The sequence below is a fragment of the Variovorax sp. N23 genome (assembly GCF_025486315.1).
GTDB lineage: Bacteria > Pseudomonadota > Gammaproteobacteria > Burkholderiales > Burkholderiaceae_C > Variovorax.
The window spans coordinates 90,944-106,635 of the sequence record NZ_JAOOPY010000012.1; the positions used below are offsets into that span (position 1 = coordinate 90,944).

The following is a 15,692-nucleotide window of genomic DNA, read 5'->3' on the forward strand; positions in this document are numbered from 1 at the left end:
CGGGGGGCGCCTTTCGCCTTGGGGCGGCCCGGCGCCTCAAGAAAAAAGCCCCGAGTCTTGCGACTCGGGGCTAAATCCACCAATTGAGAGGGTGGAGGAGACAACCGGTGCGCACTCCGGAAAGTGCGCGATGAAATAAAGTATATCGACTGTTTGCTGCAATGCAACAAGCGGTGATGCTTTTCCCACACAGATCGCAGCGCATCTGTGCGCGGCGCACGTTTTATCTTCTTGGAGTTCGCACAGATATGGAATGCACAGTCAGCTGGACCGGCAATGCCGGAACCGATTCGTCCATGGGCTTCGTGGCCGAGACCGGCAGCGGCCACGTCCTGGTCATGGATGGCGCACCGGACGCGGCCAAGCCGCAGAACGGCGGCCGGAATCTGGCGCCGCGGCCGATGGAAACCGTGCTGGCGGGCACCGGCGGTTGCACGGCCTACGATGTTGTGCTCATCCTCAAGCGTGGCCGCCACCAGGTCGAACGCTGCAGCGTCAAGCTGACGAGCGAGCGGGCCGAGACCGATCCGAAGGTCTTCACCAAGATCCACATGCACTTCACGGTGGCAGGCAGGGGCATCCCGCCGGCGGCCGTCGAGCGGGCGATCGCCCTGAGCCACGAAACCTACTGCTCGGCCAGCATCATGCTCGGCAAGATGGCGGACATCACCACCAGCTTCGACCTCGTCGAGGTCTGAGGTCGCCGCTCAGATGCGGTGCGCGACGGTCGTCATGACCCGCGCCGCCATGCGCATCAGCCCCTTGACGGGCGGCGGCAGCGCCCGCCCGCCGGCATCCCGGGCCTGCGCGGCATGGCGGGCTTCGTCGAGCTTCATCTGAGCGACCACCGCGCGCGATGCGGTGTCGCCTGGCGGCAGCTTCGCCAGGTGCCCGTCGAGATGGGCTTCGACCTGACGCTCGGTCTCGGCCACGAAGCCGAGGCTCACCGGGTCGCCCAGTCGCCCGGCCACCAGGCCCAGGCCGAAGGCGCCCGCGTACCAGAGCGGGTTGAGGCGGGAAGGGCGGGCGCCCAGTTCGTCCAGCCGTTGTCGGGTCCAGGCGAGATGGTCGGTTTCTTCTTCGGAGGCGGCCATGAGGTGCGCCCGCAGGGTCGGGTCCTTCGTGGCAGCGGCCTGCGCGGTGTAAAGCGCCTGGGCGCAGACCTCGCCGACGTGGTTCACGCGCATCAGGGCGCCCGCCTCTTTGCGCTCGGCATCGTTCAGTGTGGCGGGTGGGCTACCGGGCAGCGGGGTCGGCCGGTTGGCGTGCGGCTTGGCAAAAAGCGTTCGCAGGGCGGCATCGGCGGCGATCAGCATCGAATCAGGCGAGAAGGGCATGCCGTCATTTTGACCTGAGCAGGCCTTCCGCTCCGGTGCGTCGCCTTTCGCCCTCACAGGGGTGGCCGCGACGCTTGTTGCGGCCCTGCAACGAAACCGCCGACCCGTTCGACATTTCAGGTGAATTCTTTTGCTCTGCCGCTGCCGCTCTGGTGCAATAGCAACAACTTCCCAAAAGGAGGTTGGCCCGGGGTCCGGTGGGAGCACAAAAGTGTCCAGCACAGTGAGCCCTCTGCACCGGAGCCCTATGTTTAACCTTGGAGAAACTTGCAATGAAAAAATCCCTAGTTGCTCTGGCTGTCCTGGCTGCTGCCGGTGCTGCCTCGGCTCAGTCGTCGGTCACCCTGTTCGGTATCGTTGACGCTGGTATCAGCTACACCGACGCTAAGACCAACCTTGCTACTGGCGGCAGCGTCAAGCAAAGCCAATACGGCCTGTCGAACTCGGGTTACAACTCGAGCCGTCTGGGCTTCCGTGGTACCGAAGACCTCGGTGGCGGTCTGGCTGCTGGCTTCTGGCTTGAAGCTCCGCTCGGCAACGACAACGGCGCGATCTCCAACTCCAACTTCTTCAACCGCCGTTCGACGGTGAGCCTGTCGGGTGGTTTCGGTGAAATCCGTCTGGGTCGCGACTTCACCCCGACCTTCTGGAACGACACGACCTTCGATCCGTTCGGCACGAACGGCGTCGGCACCAACGTGATTTCCGCTGCTCACGGCAGCGCGAACATCCTGGGTGGCAACGGTCTGGCCGACAACGCCTACTTCCGTTCGAGCAACAGCATCGGCTACTTCCTGCCGCCGAACCTCGGTGGTTTCTATGGCCAGGTGATGTACGGTTTCGACGAAAACGTCCACACCGACAACGCCTTCAACTCGCAGCAAGGTCGTTACGCCGGTGGTCGCTTCGGCTACGCCAATGGCCCGCTGGACGTCGCGATCGCCTATGGCGAGAGCAAGACTGTGGATCGTGCGGCTGCCGCAGCAGTGGCTCCTACGGCGACTGCTCTGGGCGTCGCAGCGGTGACTGCTCTCACCGGCACGGCCAAGACGTTCAACCTGGGTGCTTCGTATGACCTCGGCGTCGTGAAGCTCTTCGGCGAACTGTCGCAAGTTCGTAACGAAAACGAACGCGCCGCTGGTTCGACGACCGATAAGGTCAACGGCTGGCTGCTCGGTGCCACGGCGCCTGTCGGCGCTGGCCTGATCCGCGCCAGCGTTGGCCAGGCCCGTGCAAGCCTGGACGGCCCTGGTGCCGACCCGCGCGCCACCAAGTTCGCGCTGGGCTACGTGCACAACCTGTCGAAGCGCACGGCACTGTACGCAACGATCGCCCATACCTCCAACAAGGATGGCTCGACTGTTGTGACCGGTACCAATCTGAATCAAGGTGTGGCTGGTGTTGGTTCGACGAGCGTTGGTTTTGCTGCAGGCGAAGCCAAGGGCTCGAACGGCTACGAATTTGGCCTGCGTCACTCGTTCTAATCCCGTGCTGGCCTCGGCCAGCATTGGTTGAAGAACCCAAAGTCGCCCGGCGAAAGTCGGGCGACTTTTTTTATGCCTGCGTGCAAGCGCCGACGTGCTCCCGGATGGTGCATTTGCACCGCAACGGCTTGCACTTGTCAATCGCGCTTGACCCGGGGGCGGGCATGGCGCTTGCTCGCTAGCATTCCTTCTCTCTCTTTCGCCGAACGCCCCTGAATGCTTGCCTTTGTTCTGCGTCGCCTGTTCCAGGCTGCGATCGTGATGGTCGCCGTGGCGTTCATCTCCTTTTTGTTGTTCCAGTACGTGGGCGATCCCGTGGTGTTCCTGCTGGGGCAGGACGCTCGGCCTGAGCAGATCAATCAGCTGCGTGCCGATCTGGGCCTCGACCGGCCTTTCTTCGTGCAGTTCTGGCACTTCCTCTCCAATGCCGTTCAGGGCGAGTTCGGCCTGAGCCTTCGTCAGGGCGCCAAGGTGTCCCGGCTGATCGGCGAACGCTTCCCGGCCACGCTCGAACTGGCGCTGGTGGCGGCCGTCCTGGCGCTGGCCATCGGCATCCCGATGGGCGTCTACACGGCGCTGCGTCGCGGCACCTTCATGAGCCAGTTCTTCATGACGATGTCGCTGTTGGGTGTTTCGCTGCCGACCTTCCTCATCGGCATCCTGCTGATCCTGGTGTTTGCGGTGCACCTGGGCTGGTTTCCTAGCTTCGGGCGTGGCGACACCGCGCAGATCGGCTGGTGGAGCAGCGGGCTCTTCACGCGAGACGGCTGGCATCACCTGGTGCTGCCGGCGGTGACGCTGGCCATCTTCCAGCTCACGCTGATCATGCGGTTGGTGCGTGCCGAGATGCTCGAGGTGCTGCGCACCGACTACATCAAGTTCGCCCGCGCACGGGGCCTGAGCAACCGCGCCATCCACTTCGGCCACGCGCTCAAGAACACGCTGGTGCCGGTGATGACCATCACCGGCCTGCAACTGGGCGGTCTGATCGCCTTTGCGATCATCACCGAGAGCGTTTTCCAGTGGCCCGGCATGGGCCTGCTGTTCATTCAGGCGGTGACCTTCGCGGACATCCCCGTGATGTCCGCCTACCTCTGCCTGATCGCGCTGATCTTCGTCGTGATCAACCTGGTGGTCGACCTGCTGTACTTCGTGGTCGACCCGCGGCTTCGCGTCGGCAAGGCCGGGGGCCACTGATGCAGGCTGCACGCCTCCGACCGGCGGGCCGCGCGTTCGCCTACATCGCCGAATTCCATTCGGAACTCACGGCTCTGCGGCGCGAGCTGCATGCGCACCCTGAACTCGGCTTCGAGGAGGTCTACACCGCCGCGCGCGTGAAGGAGGCCCTGCGGGCCTGCGGTGTGGACGAGATCCACGAGGGCATCGGCAAGACCGGTTTCGTCGCGGTGATCCGCGGCCAGCGCGATACGCGCGGCGCCATGATCGGCCTGCGTGCCGACATGGACGCGCTGCCGATGACCGAGCACAACGACTTCACCTGGAAGTCGGCCAAGCAGGGCCTGATGCACGGCTGCGGCCACGACGGCCACACCACCATGCTGGTGGGCGCCGCCCGCTACCTGGCCAAGACGCGCAACTTCGACGGCACGGCCGTGCTGATCTTCCAGCCTGGCGAAGAAGGCTTTGCCGGCGCCCGCGTGATGATCGAAGACGGGCTGTTCGACCGTTTCCCGGTGCAATCGGTCTACGGCATGCACAACTGGCCGTCGATGAAGCCGGGCACGGTCGGCATCAACATGGGCGCGATGATGGCGGCGGCCGACCGTGTCACCATCGACGTCACCGGCCGTGGCGGCCATGGCGCGCATGCGTACCAGACGGTCGACCCGGTGCTGGTGGCGGCGCACATCATCACCGCGGCGCAGAGCCTGGTGTCGCGCAACGTGCGGCCGATCGACAGCGCCGTGGTGAGCCTGGTCGCGATGCAGGCGGGCGATCTCGGCGCCTTCAGCGTGATCCCCGGCAAGGCGACCCTCGTGGGCACCGTGCGCACCTTCAACCCCGAGGTGCAGGACCTGATCGAGCGCCGCCTGAGCGAGCTGTGCAGCGGCGTGGCGCTGGGTTTTGGCGCGAGCGCCAGCGTGCACTACGACCGCATCTATCCGGCCACCATCAACACGCCGCGCGAAGCGGCCTTCGCGGCCGATGTGGCCGAGCGCCTGGTCGGCGCCGAGCATGTCGACCGCGACATGGAGCCGAGCATGGGCGCGGAAGATTTCTCGTTCATGCTGCAGGTCAAGCCGGGCGCCTACCTGCGCATCGGGCAAGGCGGCGGGGGCGGCGTCGGCAGCACCTCGCTGCACAACAGCCGATACGATTTCAACGACGAGATCCTGCCGCTCGGCGCGGCCTTGCACGCCAGCCTGGCGGAGCAGGGCATGCCGCTCGACGCGACTTGATTTTTCCTTTTTTCAACGCAGTCAGGAGTCTTTCCATGAAGTTCAAATCCACCGTGCTCGCCACAGCTGTCCTGTCTGCGCTGTGCGCGGCCAGCTTGTCGGTCGGCGCCCAGACCATCCGCATCGCCAACCAGGGCGACGCGCTGTCGCTCGACCCGCATTCGCTCAATGAATCGCTGCAGCTGAGCATCACCAACAACGTGTATGAAACGCTGGTCGGGCGCAACAAGGATCTGAGTGTGGCGCCCGTGCTGGCGACGAGTTGGAAGCAGACCTCCCCGACCGTCTGGCGCTTCGAGCTTCGCAAGAACGTGCAGTTCCACGACGGCACGCCCTTCACCGCCGACGACGTGCTCTTCAGCTTCGCCCGCGCGGCCGGCGAGGGTTCGGACATGAAGTCGAACACGACCGACATCAAGGAAGTGCGCAAGGTCGGCGACCATGTCGTGGAGATCGAGACCAAGGGTCCGTTCCCGATCCTGCCGGACGTCATCACCCAGCTCATGATCATGAGCAAAAAGTGGTGCGAGGAAAACAAGGCAACCACGCCCGTCGACCGCCGCAAGGGCATTGAGAACACGGCGTCGTTCAAGGCCAACGGCACGGGCCCGTACCGTGTGCGTGAGCGTCAGCCCAACGTGCGGACCGTGTTCGTTCGCAACGGTACCTACTGGGGCAAGATCGAGGGTAACGCACAGGAAGTTATCTTCACGCCGATCGCCAACCCGGCCACGCGTGTCGCAGCCCTGGTGTCCGGCGAGATCGACGTGATGGAGCCGGTGCCCGTGCAGGACATCGCGCGCATCAACGCGAGCCCCAATGCCCGCGTGATCGCCGGCCCCGAGCTGCGCACCATTTTCCTGGGCATGGACCAGAAGCGCGATGAGCTGCTGTACTCGAACGTGAAGGGCAAGAACCCGTTCAAGGACAAGCGCGTTCGCCAGGCCTTCTACCAGGCCATCGACATCGTCGGCATCCAGCGCACCGTGATGCGCGGTGCGTCGCGGCCCACCGCGTTGATGGTTGGCCCCGGCATCAACGGCTGGAACGAGGCGCAGGACAAGCGTCTGCCGCTGGACGTCGAAGGTGCGAAGAAGCTGATGGCCGACGCCGGCTACCCGACTGGCTTCGAAGTCACGATGAACTGCCCGAACGACCGCTACGTCAACGACGGCCAGATCTGCCAGGCCGTCGCGGCCAACCTCGCACGCATCGGCGTGAAGATCAATCTCGCTGCCGAGACCAAGGGCACCTACTTCCCCAAGGTGCTGCGACGTGACACCAGCTTCTACATGCTGGGCTGGACGCCGACCACCTACGACTCGCACAACGCGCTGACCGCGCTGATGGCCTGCCCCGACGACAAGACGGGCGCTGGCCAATTCAATCTGGGCGCCTACTGCAACCCCAAGGTCGACGAGCTGACCAAGAAGATCCAGTCGGAAACCGACAAGCCCAAGCGCGACGCGATGATCAAGGAGGCCTTCGACCTGCACACCGCAGACGTCGGCCACCTGCCGTTGCACCAGCAGACGCTGGCCTGGGGCGTGAGCAAGAAGGTGTCGCTCACACAGATGGCCGACAACTACATGCCCTTCAAGTGGATCAGTATCAAGTAACCACCCCCGATCCGGCTCACTGCGTGTAGCCGGTTCCCCCTCAAGGGGGCAACGCCAGCGGCCCGGCAGAGCCGGTTCCGCGGCGTTTCACGAACGGGCATCGCTTCGCTTGCCATCGGGCATGCGAGGCGGCCCTCTTAGCACTCACGATGATCAAAACACTCGCGCGCTGGGCCGACAGCGACGTCGGCTACAGCTTCCGGACCTCCCCCGTCGCCATCGTGGCGGCGGTGATCGCGTTCGTCTGCATCTTTTGCGCGGCCTTCGCCGGATGGGTGTCGCCGCACAACCCGTTCGACCTGGCCAAGCTCGAGCTCATGGACGCGCGCCTGCCGCCCGCCTGGTACCCCGAAGGCACGCGCAAGTACCTGCTCGGCACCGATGACCAGGGCCGCGACATCCTCTCGGCCGTCATCTACGGCGCGCGCATCTCGCTGATTGTCGGCGTGGTGTCGGTGTTTCTCTCGGTCGCGGTCGGTACCTTGCTCGGGCTGATCGCGGGCTTTCGCGGCGGCTGGGTCGACTCGGCGCTGATGCGCCTGTGCGACGTGATGCTGTCCTTCCCGCCGATCCTGGTGGCGCTGCTCATCTCGGGCGTCGGCCGGGCACTGTTCCCGAACGCCGACACCACCGTCGCCTTCGGCGTGCTGATCTTCTCCATCTCGCTGACCAAATGGGTCGACTACGCCCGCACGGTGCGCGGCTCCACCATGGTCGAGCGCAACAAGGAATACGTGCAGGCCGCGCGCGTCACCGGCGTGGCGCCGATGCGCATCATGCTGCGGCATGTGCTGCCCAACGTGACCGGCCCGGTGATGGTGCTGGCGACCATCCAGGTGGCGACGGCGATCATCACCGAGGCGACGCTGTCGTTTCTCGGCGTCGGCGTGCCGCCGACCTCGCCGTCGCTGGGTTCGCTCATCAGCGTCGGCAACCAGTACCTCTTCTCCGGCGAATGGTGGATGACGGTGTTCCCCGGCCTGATGCTGGTGCTCATCGCGCTCAGCGTGAACCTGCTGGGCGACTGGCTGCGCGACGCGCTCAACCCGAGGCTCCGCTGATGACCCACCCCTTGCTCCAAGTACAGAACCTCGTCGTCGAATTCCCCGGCCGCCGCGGCACGCTGCGTGCGCTCGACGACATTTCCTTCGACATCGCACCGGGCGAAATCCTCGGCGTGGTGGGCGAGTCCGGTGCCGGCAAGTCGCTGACCGGTGCCGCCATCATCGGCCTGCTCGAGCCGCCGGGGCGCGTCGCCGGCGGCGAGATCCGCCTCGAGGGCGAGCGCATCGACCAGCTCTCGCACGACAAGATGCGCCACATCCGCGGCCGCAAGATCGGTGCGATCTTCCAGGACCCGCTGACCTCGCTGAACCCGCTCTACACCGTGGGCCGCCAGTTGGTGGAAACCATCCAGGCGCACCTGCCGGTGAACGGCGCCGAGGCGCGACGCCGTGCGATCAGCCTGCTGCAGGACACCGGCATCCCGGCGGCCGAGCAGCGCATCGACCACTACCCGCACCAGTTCTCCGGCGGCATGCGGCAGCGTGTGGTGATCGCGCTGGCGCTGGCGGCCGAACCGAAGCTGATCGTCGCCGATGAGCCGACCACGGCGCTCGACGTGTCGATCCAGGCGCAGATCATTCAGCTGCTCAAGCGCATCTGCAAGGAGCGCGGCGCGGCGGTGATGCTCATCACCCACGACATGGGCGTGATCGCCGAAACCTGCGACCGCGTGGCCGTGCTGTACGCCGGCCGCATCGCCGAGATCGGGCCCGTGCAGGAAGTCATCCACCAGCCGGCGCACCCCTACACGATGGGCCTGATGGCCTCCATCCCCGACATCGAGGTCGACCGAGAGCGCCTCAACCAGATCGACGGTGCCATGCCTCGCCTGAACGCCATTCCGCGCGGCTGCGCCTACAACCCGCGCTGTCCGCGCGTCTTCGAGCGCTGCACGCAGGAGCGGCCCGACCTGCTCAACGCCGGTGCCACGCGCGCGGCCTGCTGGCTGCACGATGCGCACGACCCGCACACGGCGCTGCACCGCTCGGGAGCCGCAGCATGAGCGCCGCGCCGGGCCGCCCCAAGCAAGCTCGCACCGCAGTGCGCAGCACGAAGGTACTCCGATGAGCACCACGACTCCGATGAACGCCTCGCAGGCCGGCGTGCCGCTGGTCGAGGTGCGCGACCTCGCCAAGACCTTCGACGTCTCGCCGCCCTGGCTCAACCGCGTGCTCGAGCGCAAGCCCAAGCAATTGCTGAATGCGGTCGACGGCGTCAGCTTCGAGATCGAGCGCGGCAAGACGCTGGCGCTGGTCGGCGAATCGGGCTGCGGCAAGAGCACGGTCGCACGGCTCATGGTCGGCCTGTACGGCCCCACGCGCGGCGGCATGCAGTTCGATAACCAGGACGCGCACGCCGCCTTCAAGACTCCCGAAGGCCGCACGCTGCGCCGCCGCATCCAGATGATCTTCCAGGACCCGTACGCGAGCCTGAACCCGCGCTGGATCGTGGAAGACATCATCGGCGAGCCACTGCGCGAGCACGGCATCCTGAAGGCCGGCCCGGCGCTCAAGCAGCGCGTGGGCGAACTGCTGCAGTCGGTCGGCCTGAGCCCGCTCGACATGTCGAAGTACCCGCACCAGTTTTCGGGCGGCCAGCGCCAGCGCATCTCGATCGCGCGGGCGCTCGCCACGCAACCGGAATTCCTGGTGTGCGACGAGCCCACCTCGGCGCTCGACGTGAGCGTGCAGGCGCAGGTGCTCAACATCATGAAGGACCTGCAGCGCGAGCAGGGCCTGACCTACCTTTTCATCTCGCACAACCTCGCGGTGGTGCGGCACGTGGCGGACCAGGTCGGCGTGATGTACCTCGGCCGCCTGGTCGAGGTGGCCGACAAGCACATGCTGTTCGATTCGCCGCAGCATCCGTACACGCGGATGCTGCTCGACGCCATTCCGCAGATGAAGCACACCGGCCGCTCGCGCACGCCGGTGCAGGGCGAGGTGCCGAACCCGCTCAACCCGCCGACCGGCTGCACCTTCCACCCGCGCTGCCCGCACGCCAACGCGCGCTGTAAGGCCGAGCGTCCGCCGCTGCAGATGCTGCGCGGTGTGAAGGTGGCCTGCCACGCCGTCGAGGAAGGCCGGATCTAGGATTGGGGTCCGGTCGGCGAGGCTACTGCTCTTCGCTCCACGAGAAGCCGTCGCGCGCGATCATCGCGCTCGACGCGCTCGGCCCCCAGGTGCCGGCCGCGTAGGGGCGCGGCGTGCCGTCGGACGACCAGCTGTCGATCAGCGGCTCGACCCAGCGCCAGGCCTCTTCCTGCTCGTCGCTGCGCACGAACAGGTTGAGCCGGCCGTCGATCACGTCCAGCAGCAGCCGCTCGTAGGCGCCGACGCGCTCGCTGCCGAAGCGCTTGTCGAAGTCGAGATCGAGCTGCACCGGCGCCAGCGGCTGCGTCGCGTCGCCGTTGCTGCGCTTGCGGTTGTTCTGCGCCTGCGACAGCAGGTGCAGCTCGAGCCCGTCCTTGGGCTGCAGGTTGATCACCAGCCGGTTCGCGGCGCCGGCGGGCGCGCGAAAGATGGCGTGCGGCGTGGGGCGGAAGTTCACCTCGATGCGCGCGTCGCGCGAGGCCAGCCGCTTGCCGGTGCGGATGTAGAAGGGCACGCCGGCCCAGCGCCAGTTCGCGATCTCCGCGCGCAACGCGACGAAGGTCTCGGTCCGGCTCTGCGGGTCGATGCCTGCTTCCGACAGGTAGCCCGGCACCCGCTCGCCGTAGGCCGTGCCCGCCGTGTACTGGCCGCGGATCGCGTGCAGGCCCAGCGTCTCGGGCGTCCAGGGCTTGAGCGAGCGCAGCACCTTGAGTTTCTCGTCGCGCAGCGCGTCGGCATGCGCGTTGATCGGTGGCTCCATGGCGATGGCGCAGACCAGTTGCAGCGCATGGTTCTGCACCATGTCGCGCAGCGCGCCGGTCTGGTCGTAGAAGGCGCCGCGCTTTTCCACGCCCAGGTCTTCGGCGATCGTGATCTGGATGTTGGCGATGTGCTCGCGCCGCCAGATCGGCTCGAACAGCGCATTGCCGAAGCGCAGCGCGAAGAGGTTCTGCACCGATGGCTTGCCCAGGTAGTGGTCGATGCGGAAGACCTGCTTTTCGGTGAGCACCTTGCGCACTGCGTCGTTGATGGCGCGGTTCGACGCCAGGTCGTGGCCCAGCGGCTTCTCGAGCACGACGCGCGTGCGTGGCGTGTTGAGGTTGGCCGCCGCGATCTGCTCGACCACCTGGGTGAAGAGCGCCGGCGCCGTGGCCACGTACATCACCACCGTGTCGGCGTTGCGGCGCTTGAGCATGTCGGCCAGCTGGGCATAGTGCCCAGGCTTGGACAGGTCCATGCGCAGGAAGTAGAGCATCGAGGCGAACTTCTTGAACTCTTCGGGGCTGGGGCGCTTGGCCCCTTCGACCGCGGCGAAGCGCGACTCGATCAGTTCGCGGTACTGGTCGTCCGACAGGTCGTCGCGCGCCACGCCGATGATGCGCCCGCCCTCGGGCAGGCTGCCATGGCGGAAGGCCTGAAACAGGGCCGGCATCAGCTTGCGCCAGGCCAGATCGCCAGTGCCGCCGAACAGAACGAGGTCGAAGCTCATGGAAAGAGAATCCGTGGAGTTGCAGGAGAGCCCAGTGGAAAGCTGGCCATCCGAATGGTACTGTCCGCGGGCTCATCGCACGCCCGCTCGGCCCGCGTCGCCGCCGCGTGGAACAATCGCACCCCATGAACGTCGTTTTCGATCTCGGTGCGGTGGTGGTGGCGTGGGAGCCGGCCCGGCTCCTCCAGGCGCATTTCCCGGAGCGCGCGCCGACGGCCGAAGCCGCGCAGGCGCTGGCCAGGGCCTTCTTCCATCACGAGGACTGGCTCGCCTTCGACTGCGGCATCCGCAGTGTCGACGACGTGGTGGCCCGCAGCGCGAGCCGTCTGGGTCTGGCGGAGTCGGCGGTGCACGACATGATCGTGCCGCTGGGCGAACGGCTCGACCCCATCCCCGAGACCATCGAGTTGCTGGATCAGCTCCGCGCACGGCGCGACGGCGGCGAGGATGTGCGCCTGTTCTACCTGTCGAACATGCCGGTGCCGTATGCGCGGGCGCTGGAGCGTCGGCTGTCGTTCTTCCAGTGGTTCGACGGCGGGGTGTTCTCGGGCGACGTGAAGCGCATCAAGCCCAACAGCGAGATCTACGAACTGCTGGCGTGGCGCCACGGCTTCGACCCGGCGCAGACGCTCTTCATCGACGACACGGCCGCCAATGTCGAGGCGGCGCGGGCGCTCGGCTGGCGGGCCATCCACTGCACGGCGCCGAAGGCGCTGGGCGCGCAGGTGGCGCGGCATCTGGCGCCGCGCGACCAGCCCTCAGTCTGAGGCGCCGGTGCGCACCACCTTGTCGACGTCGAAGCCCAGGCTGCGCGCGTAGTCGAGGTAGGTCTCGAGCGTGGCCGCATCGAGCACCGGGTCGCGCGACAGCACCCACAGGTAGTTGCGGTCGGGCGTGCCGACCAGCGACACCTCGTAATCGCGGTCGAGCTTGAGGATCCAGTAGTCGCCCCAGACCATCGGGAGCCAGCTGAGCCATGACGGCGCGAAGCGCACCTCGAGCCGGCCGGCGCCGGGCTGACCCGCCACCGGCACCACGCGGGCGCTGCCCACCGCTTCCTCGAAGTTGCCGTCGGCCAGGATGCAGCGGTTGCGCACCTGCACCGTGCCGTCGGACAGCGGGGTGTATTCGGCCGAGACCGGGCCGACGCACTGCTTCTGGAAGCGGTTCGGAAGCCGTGCCTGTTCATGCCAGAAGCCGGCGTAGCGCTTGAGGTCGACCGGCGCGACCGCCTGCAACGGCGCCCGCATCAGCGGCGCACCGTCGGCCGGGCCGGCGAGCGTATGCGCCCGGGCGCTGCGCGCCACGCCGAAGGCGGCGAGCACGAGCACGCCACCCACGCAGAAGGCGGTGGCGAGCGTGCCGATGGAGGCACTGAAGCGGCGGTCGTCGAAGGGGACGGGAGCGGGGGGCGTGCGGCGGCGTGTGGGCATGGGCTTCTCCATAAGGCAGCAGCGAAGCTTAGGCGCCCCGGCCCGCCGCGCCCGTCAGCCATGGACCACACGGGCTGTAGTTTCCGGACGGGATAATGGCCACCATGAACCAACTCGATGCCCTCCGTCAATGGACCACCGTGGTCGCCGACACCGGTGACTTCCGCCAGCTCGCCCAGTTCAAGCCGCAGGACGCGACGACCAACCCGTCGCTCATCCTGAAGGCCGTGCAGAAGCCGGACTACCGGCCGCTGCTCGACGACGCGGTGAAGACGCACCGTGGGCTGGCCGTCGACGAGGTCATCGACCGGCTGCTGGTGCGCTTCGGCACCGAGATCCTGTCGCTCATCCCCGGCCGCGTGTCGACCGAAGTGGACGCCCGCCTGAGCTTCGACACCGCCGCCACGGTGGCGCGGGCCGACCGCATCGTGGCGCTCTACCGCGCCGCCGGCGTCGACCCGCAGAAGCGGTTGCTGATCAAGATCGCCGCCACCTGGGAAGGCATCGAGGCCGCGCGCATCCTGGAGCAGAAGGGCATCCACACCAACCTCACGCTGCTGTTCTCCTTCGCACAGGCGGTGGCCTGCGGCGCAGTGGGCGTGAAGCTCATCTCGCCCTTCGTGGGGCGCATCTACGACTGGCACAAGAAGTCGGCCGGCAGCGCGTGGGACGAGACCGCCCGCAGCGGCGCCAACGACCCGGGCGTGCAGTCGGTGCGGCAGATCTTCGACTACTACAAGCGCCACGGCATCGCGACCGAGGTGATGGGCGCGAGCTTCCGCAACACCGGGCAGATCGCCGCGCTGGCCGGCTGCGACCTGCTCACCATCAGCCCTGACCTGCTGGCCGAGCTGGCCGCCAGCGACGCGCCCCTGGCGCACGCGCTCGACGCCGAAGCGGCAAAGTCGCGCGACATCCCGAAGGTCACGCTCGACGAGGCGGCCTTCCGCTTCGCGCTGAACGAGGACGCGATGGCCACCGAGAAGCTGGCCGAGGGCATTCGCGCGTTCGCGGCCGACGCGGTCAAGCTCGAGAAGCTGATGCAGGAGGTGCAATGAGCGCCGCCCGGCCGCCCGAAGGCGCTCGCACCGCAGCCCGCAGGGCGGAGGTACACCGATGAGCGCGCGCACCGGCGTGCGCTGCGACCGCACGGCCGCCTGGAAGCAGCTGCAGGCGCACTACGCCGAGTCCGGGCGGGCTTTCGATCTGCGCACCGCGTTCGAGACCGACGGTGACGCGCGTTTTGCGGCCTTCAGCGAAGCCGCACCGCACGTCTTTGCCGACCTGTCGAAGAACCTGATCGATGCGCGTACCGACGCGCTGCTGCTGGCGCTGGCGCGCGAGTCGGGCCTGGAGGCGCACCGCGACGCGATGTTCGCCGGCCAGCCGATCAACCGCACCGAAGACCGCGCGGTGATGCACTTTCTGCTGCGCGCGCCGGCCGACGTCCCCGTGGCCGAGCACAACAAGGCCGCGCTGGCCGACGTGCACACCACCCTCGATGCGATGCTGGCCTATGCCGAAGCAGTACGTGGCGACCACACCATCACCGACGTGGTCAACATCGGCATCGGCGGTTCCGACCTCGGCCCGCAGATGGCGGTGCTGGCGCTCGACGAATACGTCGCGCCGGGCAAGCGCTTCCACTTCGTCTCGAACGTCGACGGGCACGAGCTGGCCGGCGTGCTCAAGGGCCTGGCGCCCGAACACACGCTGTTCCTGATCGCGTCGAAGACCTTCACCACGGCCGAGACCATGGCCAATGCGCAGTCGGCCAGGCGCTGGTTCGCGCAGTCCGGTGGGCTCGACGTGGCACGCCACTTCGCCGCGCTCACGACCAACGTCGAGGCTGCGCGCGCCTTCGGCATCGAGAAGACCTTCGGCTTCTGGGACTGGGTCGGCGGGCGCTATTCGCTGTGGTCGGCCATCGGTCTGCCGATCGCGCTGGCCATCGGCGCCGACGGCTTCCGTGCGCTGCTCGCTGGCGCGCATGCCATGGACGAGCACTTCCGCACCGCGCCGCTGGCGCAGAACCTGCCAGTGCGGCTCGGCCTGCTCGACGTCTGGTACCGCAACTTCCATGGCTTCACCAGCCGCAGCATCGCGCCGTACCACAGCGCGCTCAAGCGCCTGCCGGCCTACCTGCAGCAGCTCGAGATGGAAAGCAACGGCAAGCAGGTCGACGCCAGCGGCCAAGCGCTGCCTTTCGGCACCTCGCCCGTGCTGTGGGGCGAGCCGGGCACCAATGGCCAGCACGCCTACTTCCAGATGCTGCACCAGGGCACCGATGTGACGCCGCTCGAATTCGTCGCGGTGCGCGACGCGGCGCACGAGCTGGAGGGCCACCACCCCAAGCTGCTGGCCAACGCGCTCGCGCAGGCGCAGGCGCTCATGGTCGGCCAGGCCGACGCGGGCGGCCACAGGAACTTCCCCGGCAACCGGCCCAGCACCTTCTTCGTGCTGGAGAAGCTCACGCCCGAGTCGCTCGGCGCCTTCCTCGCGATGTACGAGCACCGCGTGTTCACCAGCGGCGCGCTGTGGGGCATCAACAGCTTCGACCAGTGGGGCGTGGAACTCGGCAAGGTGCTCGCCAGGGACATCGAACCGCGCCTGGCCTCGGGCGACACGCACGGGTTGGACGCTTCGACGGCCGGATTGCTCACGCGCCTGCGTTGAGCGCATGGCACTCCTTGGGGCCGCCTGTCATCGGCGACCCGATCCCCGCCGATATGATGGCCCGGGGTCTTCCCGT

The 15,692-nt window shown here is 67.2% G+C and carries 14 protein-coding genes; 11 read left to right on the forward strand and 3 right to left on the reverse strand.

All coding sequences use genetic code 11. From position 1 onward, the window contains the following. Positions 1-248: 248 nt before the first annotated feature. Positions 249-698, forward strand: coding sequence for an OsmC family protein (locus tag N8A90_RS17965; protein WP_262076366.1), 450 nt, complete (start codon positions 249-251; stop codon positions 696-698). 9 nt (positions 699-707) lie between these two features. Here the strand turns inward: N8A90_RS17965 and coq7 are convergent, their stop codons facing one another. Further along, positions 708-1,337 (reverse strand): 2-polyprenyl-3-methyl-6-methoxy-1,4-benzoquinone monooxygenase, encoded by a 630-nt coding sequence (coq7, locus tag N8A90_RS17970; protein WP_262076367.1) that lies wholly within the window; start codon positions 1,335-1,337, stop codon positions 708-710. A gap of 272 nt (positions 1,338-1,609) precedes the next feature. On the opposite strand from coq7, the gene N8A90_RS17975 reads away from it, so the two are divergent. From N8A90_RS17975 to N8A90_RS18005, 7 genes are all read left to right on the forward strand, one after another. After that, entirely contained in the window at positions 1,610-2,821 is a 1,212-nt protein-coding gene (locus tag N8A90_RS17975; protein WP_262076368.1) for a porin, read from the forward strand. A gap of 216 nt (positions 2,822-3,037) precedes the next feature. Next, complete coding sequence (locus N8A90_RS17980; RefSeq protein WP_262076369.1) at positions 3,038-4,018, forward strand: ABC transporter permease; 981 nt, start codon at positions 3,038-3,040, stop codon at positions 4,016-4,018. Continuing rightward, positions 4,018-5,241, forward strand: a complete 1,224-nt coding sequence (locus tag N8A90_RS17985) for a M20 aminoacylase family protein (protein ID WP_262076370.1) — start codon at positions 4,018-4,020, stop codon at positions 5,239-5,241. The genes N8A90_RS17980 and N8A90_RS17985 overlap by 1 nt, the downstream gene beginning before the upstream one ends. Before the next feature lie 35 nt (positions 5,242-5,276). Then, the gene (locus N8A90_RS17990; protein WP_262076371.1) at positions 5,277-6,860 is read left to right on the forward strand and encodes an ABC transporter substrate-binding protein; all 1,584 of its coding nucleotides are present in this window, start codon (positions 5,277-5,279) and stop codon (positions 6,858-6,860) included. A gap of 149 nt (positions 6,861-7,009) precedes the next feature. Further along, positions 7,010-7,921 (forward strand): ABC transporter permease, encoded by a 912-nt coding sequence (locus tag N8A90_RS17995; RefSeq protein WP_262076372.1) that lies wholly within the window; start codon positions 7,010-7,012, stop codon positions 7,919-7,921. Further along, complete coding sequence (locus N8A90_RS18000) at positions 7,921-8,928, forward strand: ABC transporter ATP-binding protein (RefSeq protein ID WP_262076373.1); 1,008 nt, start codon at positions 7,921-7,923, stop codon at positions 8,926-8,928. The genes N8A90_RS17995 and N8A90_RS18000 overlap by 1 nt, the downstream gene beginning before the upstream one ends. Before the next feature lie 61 nt (positions 8,929-8,989). After that, positions 8,990-10,018, forward strand: a complete 1,029-nt coding sequence (locus N8A90_RS18005; RefSeq protein WP_262076374.1) for an ABC transporter ATP-binding protein — start codon at positions 8,990-8,992, stop codon at positions 10,016-10,018. A gap of 22 nt (positions 10,019-10,040) precedes the next feature. On the opposite strand, the gene zwf is transcribed toward N8A90_RS18005, so the two are convergent. Then, positions 10,041-11,507 carry a glucose-6-phosphate dehydrogenase gene (gene zwf, locus N8A90_RS18010; protein ID WP_262076376.1) on the reverse strand — a complete coding sequence of 489 codons (1,467 nt, stop codon included), beginning with the start codon at positions 11,505-11,507 and terminating at the stop codon, positions 10,041-10,043. 125 nt (positions 11,508-11,632) lie between these two features. On the opposite strand from zwf, the gene N8A90_RS18015 reads away from it, so the two are divergent. Then, positions 11,633-12,274, forward strand: coding sequence for an HAD family hydrolase (locus N8A90_RS18015; RefSeq protein WP_262076377.1), 642 nt, complete (start codon positions 11,633-11,635; stop codon positions 12,272-12,274). On the opposite strand, the gene N8A90_RS18020 is transcribed toward N8A90_RS18015, so the two are convergent. After that, positions 12,266-12,940, reverse strand: coding sequence for a lipocalin family protein (locus N8A90_RS18020; RefSeq protein ID WP_262076378.1), 675 nt, complete (start codon positions 12,938-12,940; stop codon positions 12,266-12,268). The two genes, N8A90_RS18015 and N8A90_RS18020, sit on opposite strands and share 9 nt — an antisense overlap. Before the next feature lie 104 nt (positions 12,941-13,044). On the opposite strand from N8A90_RS18020, the gene tal reads away from it, so the two are divergent. Both tal and pgi read left to right on the forward strand, forming a co-directional pair. Beyond that, positions 13,045-13,998 (forward strand): transaldolase, encoded by a 954-nt coding sequence (gene tal, locus N8A90_RS18025; RefSeq protein WP_262076379.1) that lies wholly within the window; start codon positions 13,045-13,047, stop codon positions 13,996-13,998. Between the two features lie 58 nt (positions 13,999-14,056). After that, positions 14,057-15,616, forward strand: coding sequence for a glucose-6-phosphate isomerase (gene pgi / locus N8A90_RS18030; RefSeq protein ID WP_262076381.1), 1,560 nt, complete (start codon positions 14,057-14,059; stop codon positions 15,614-15,616). Positions 15,617-15,692: the final 76 nt, after the last annotated feature.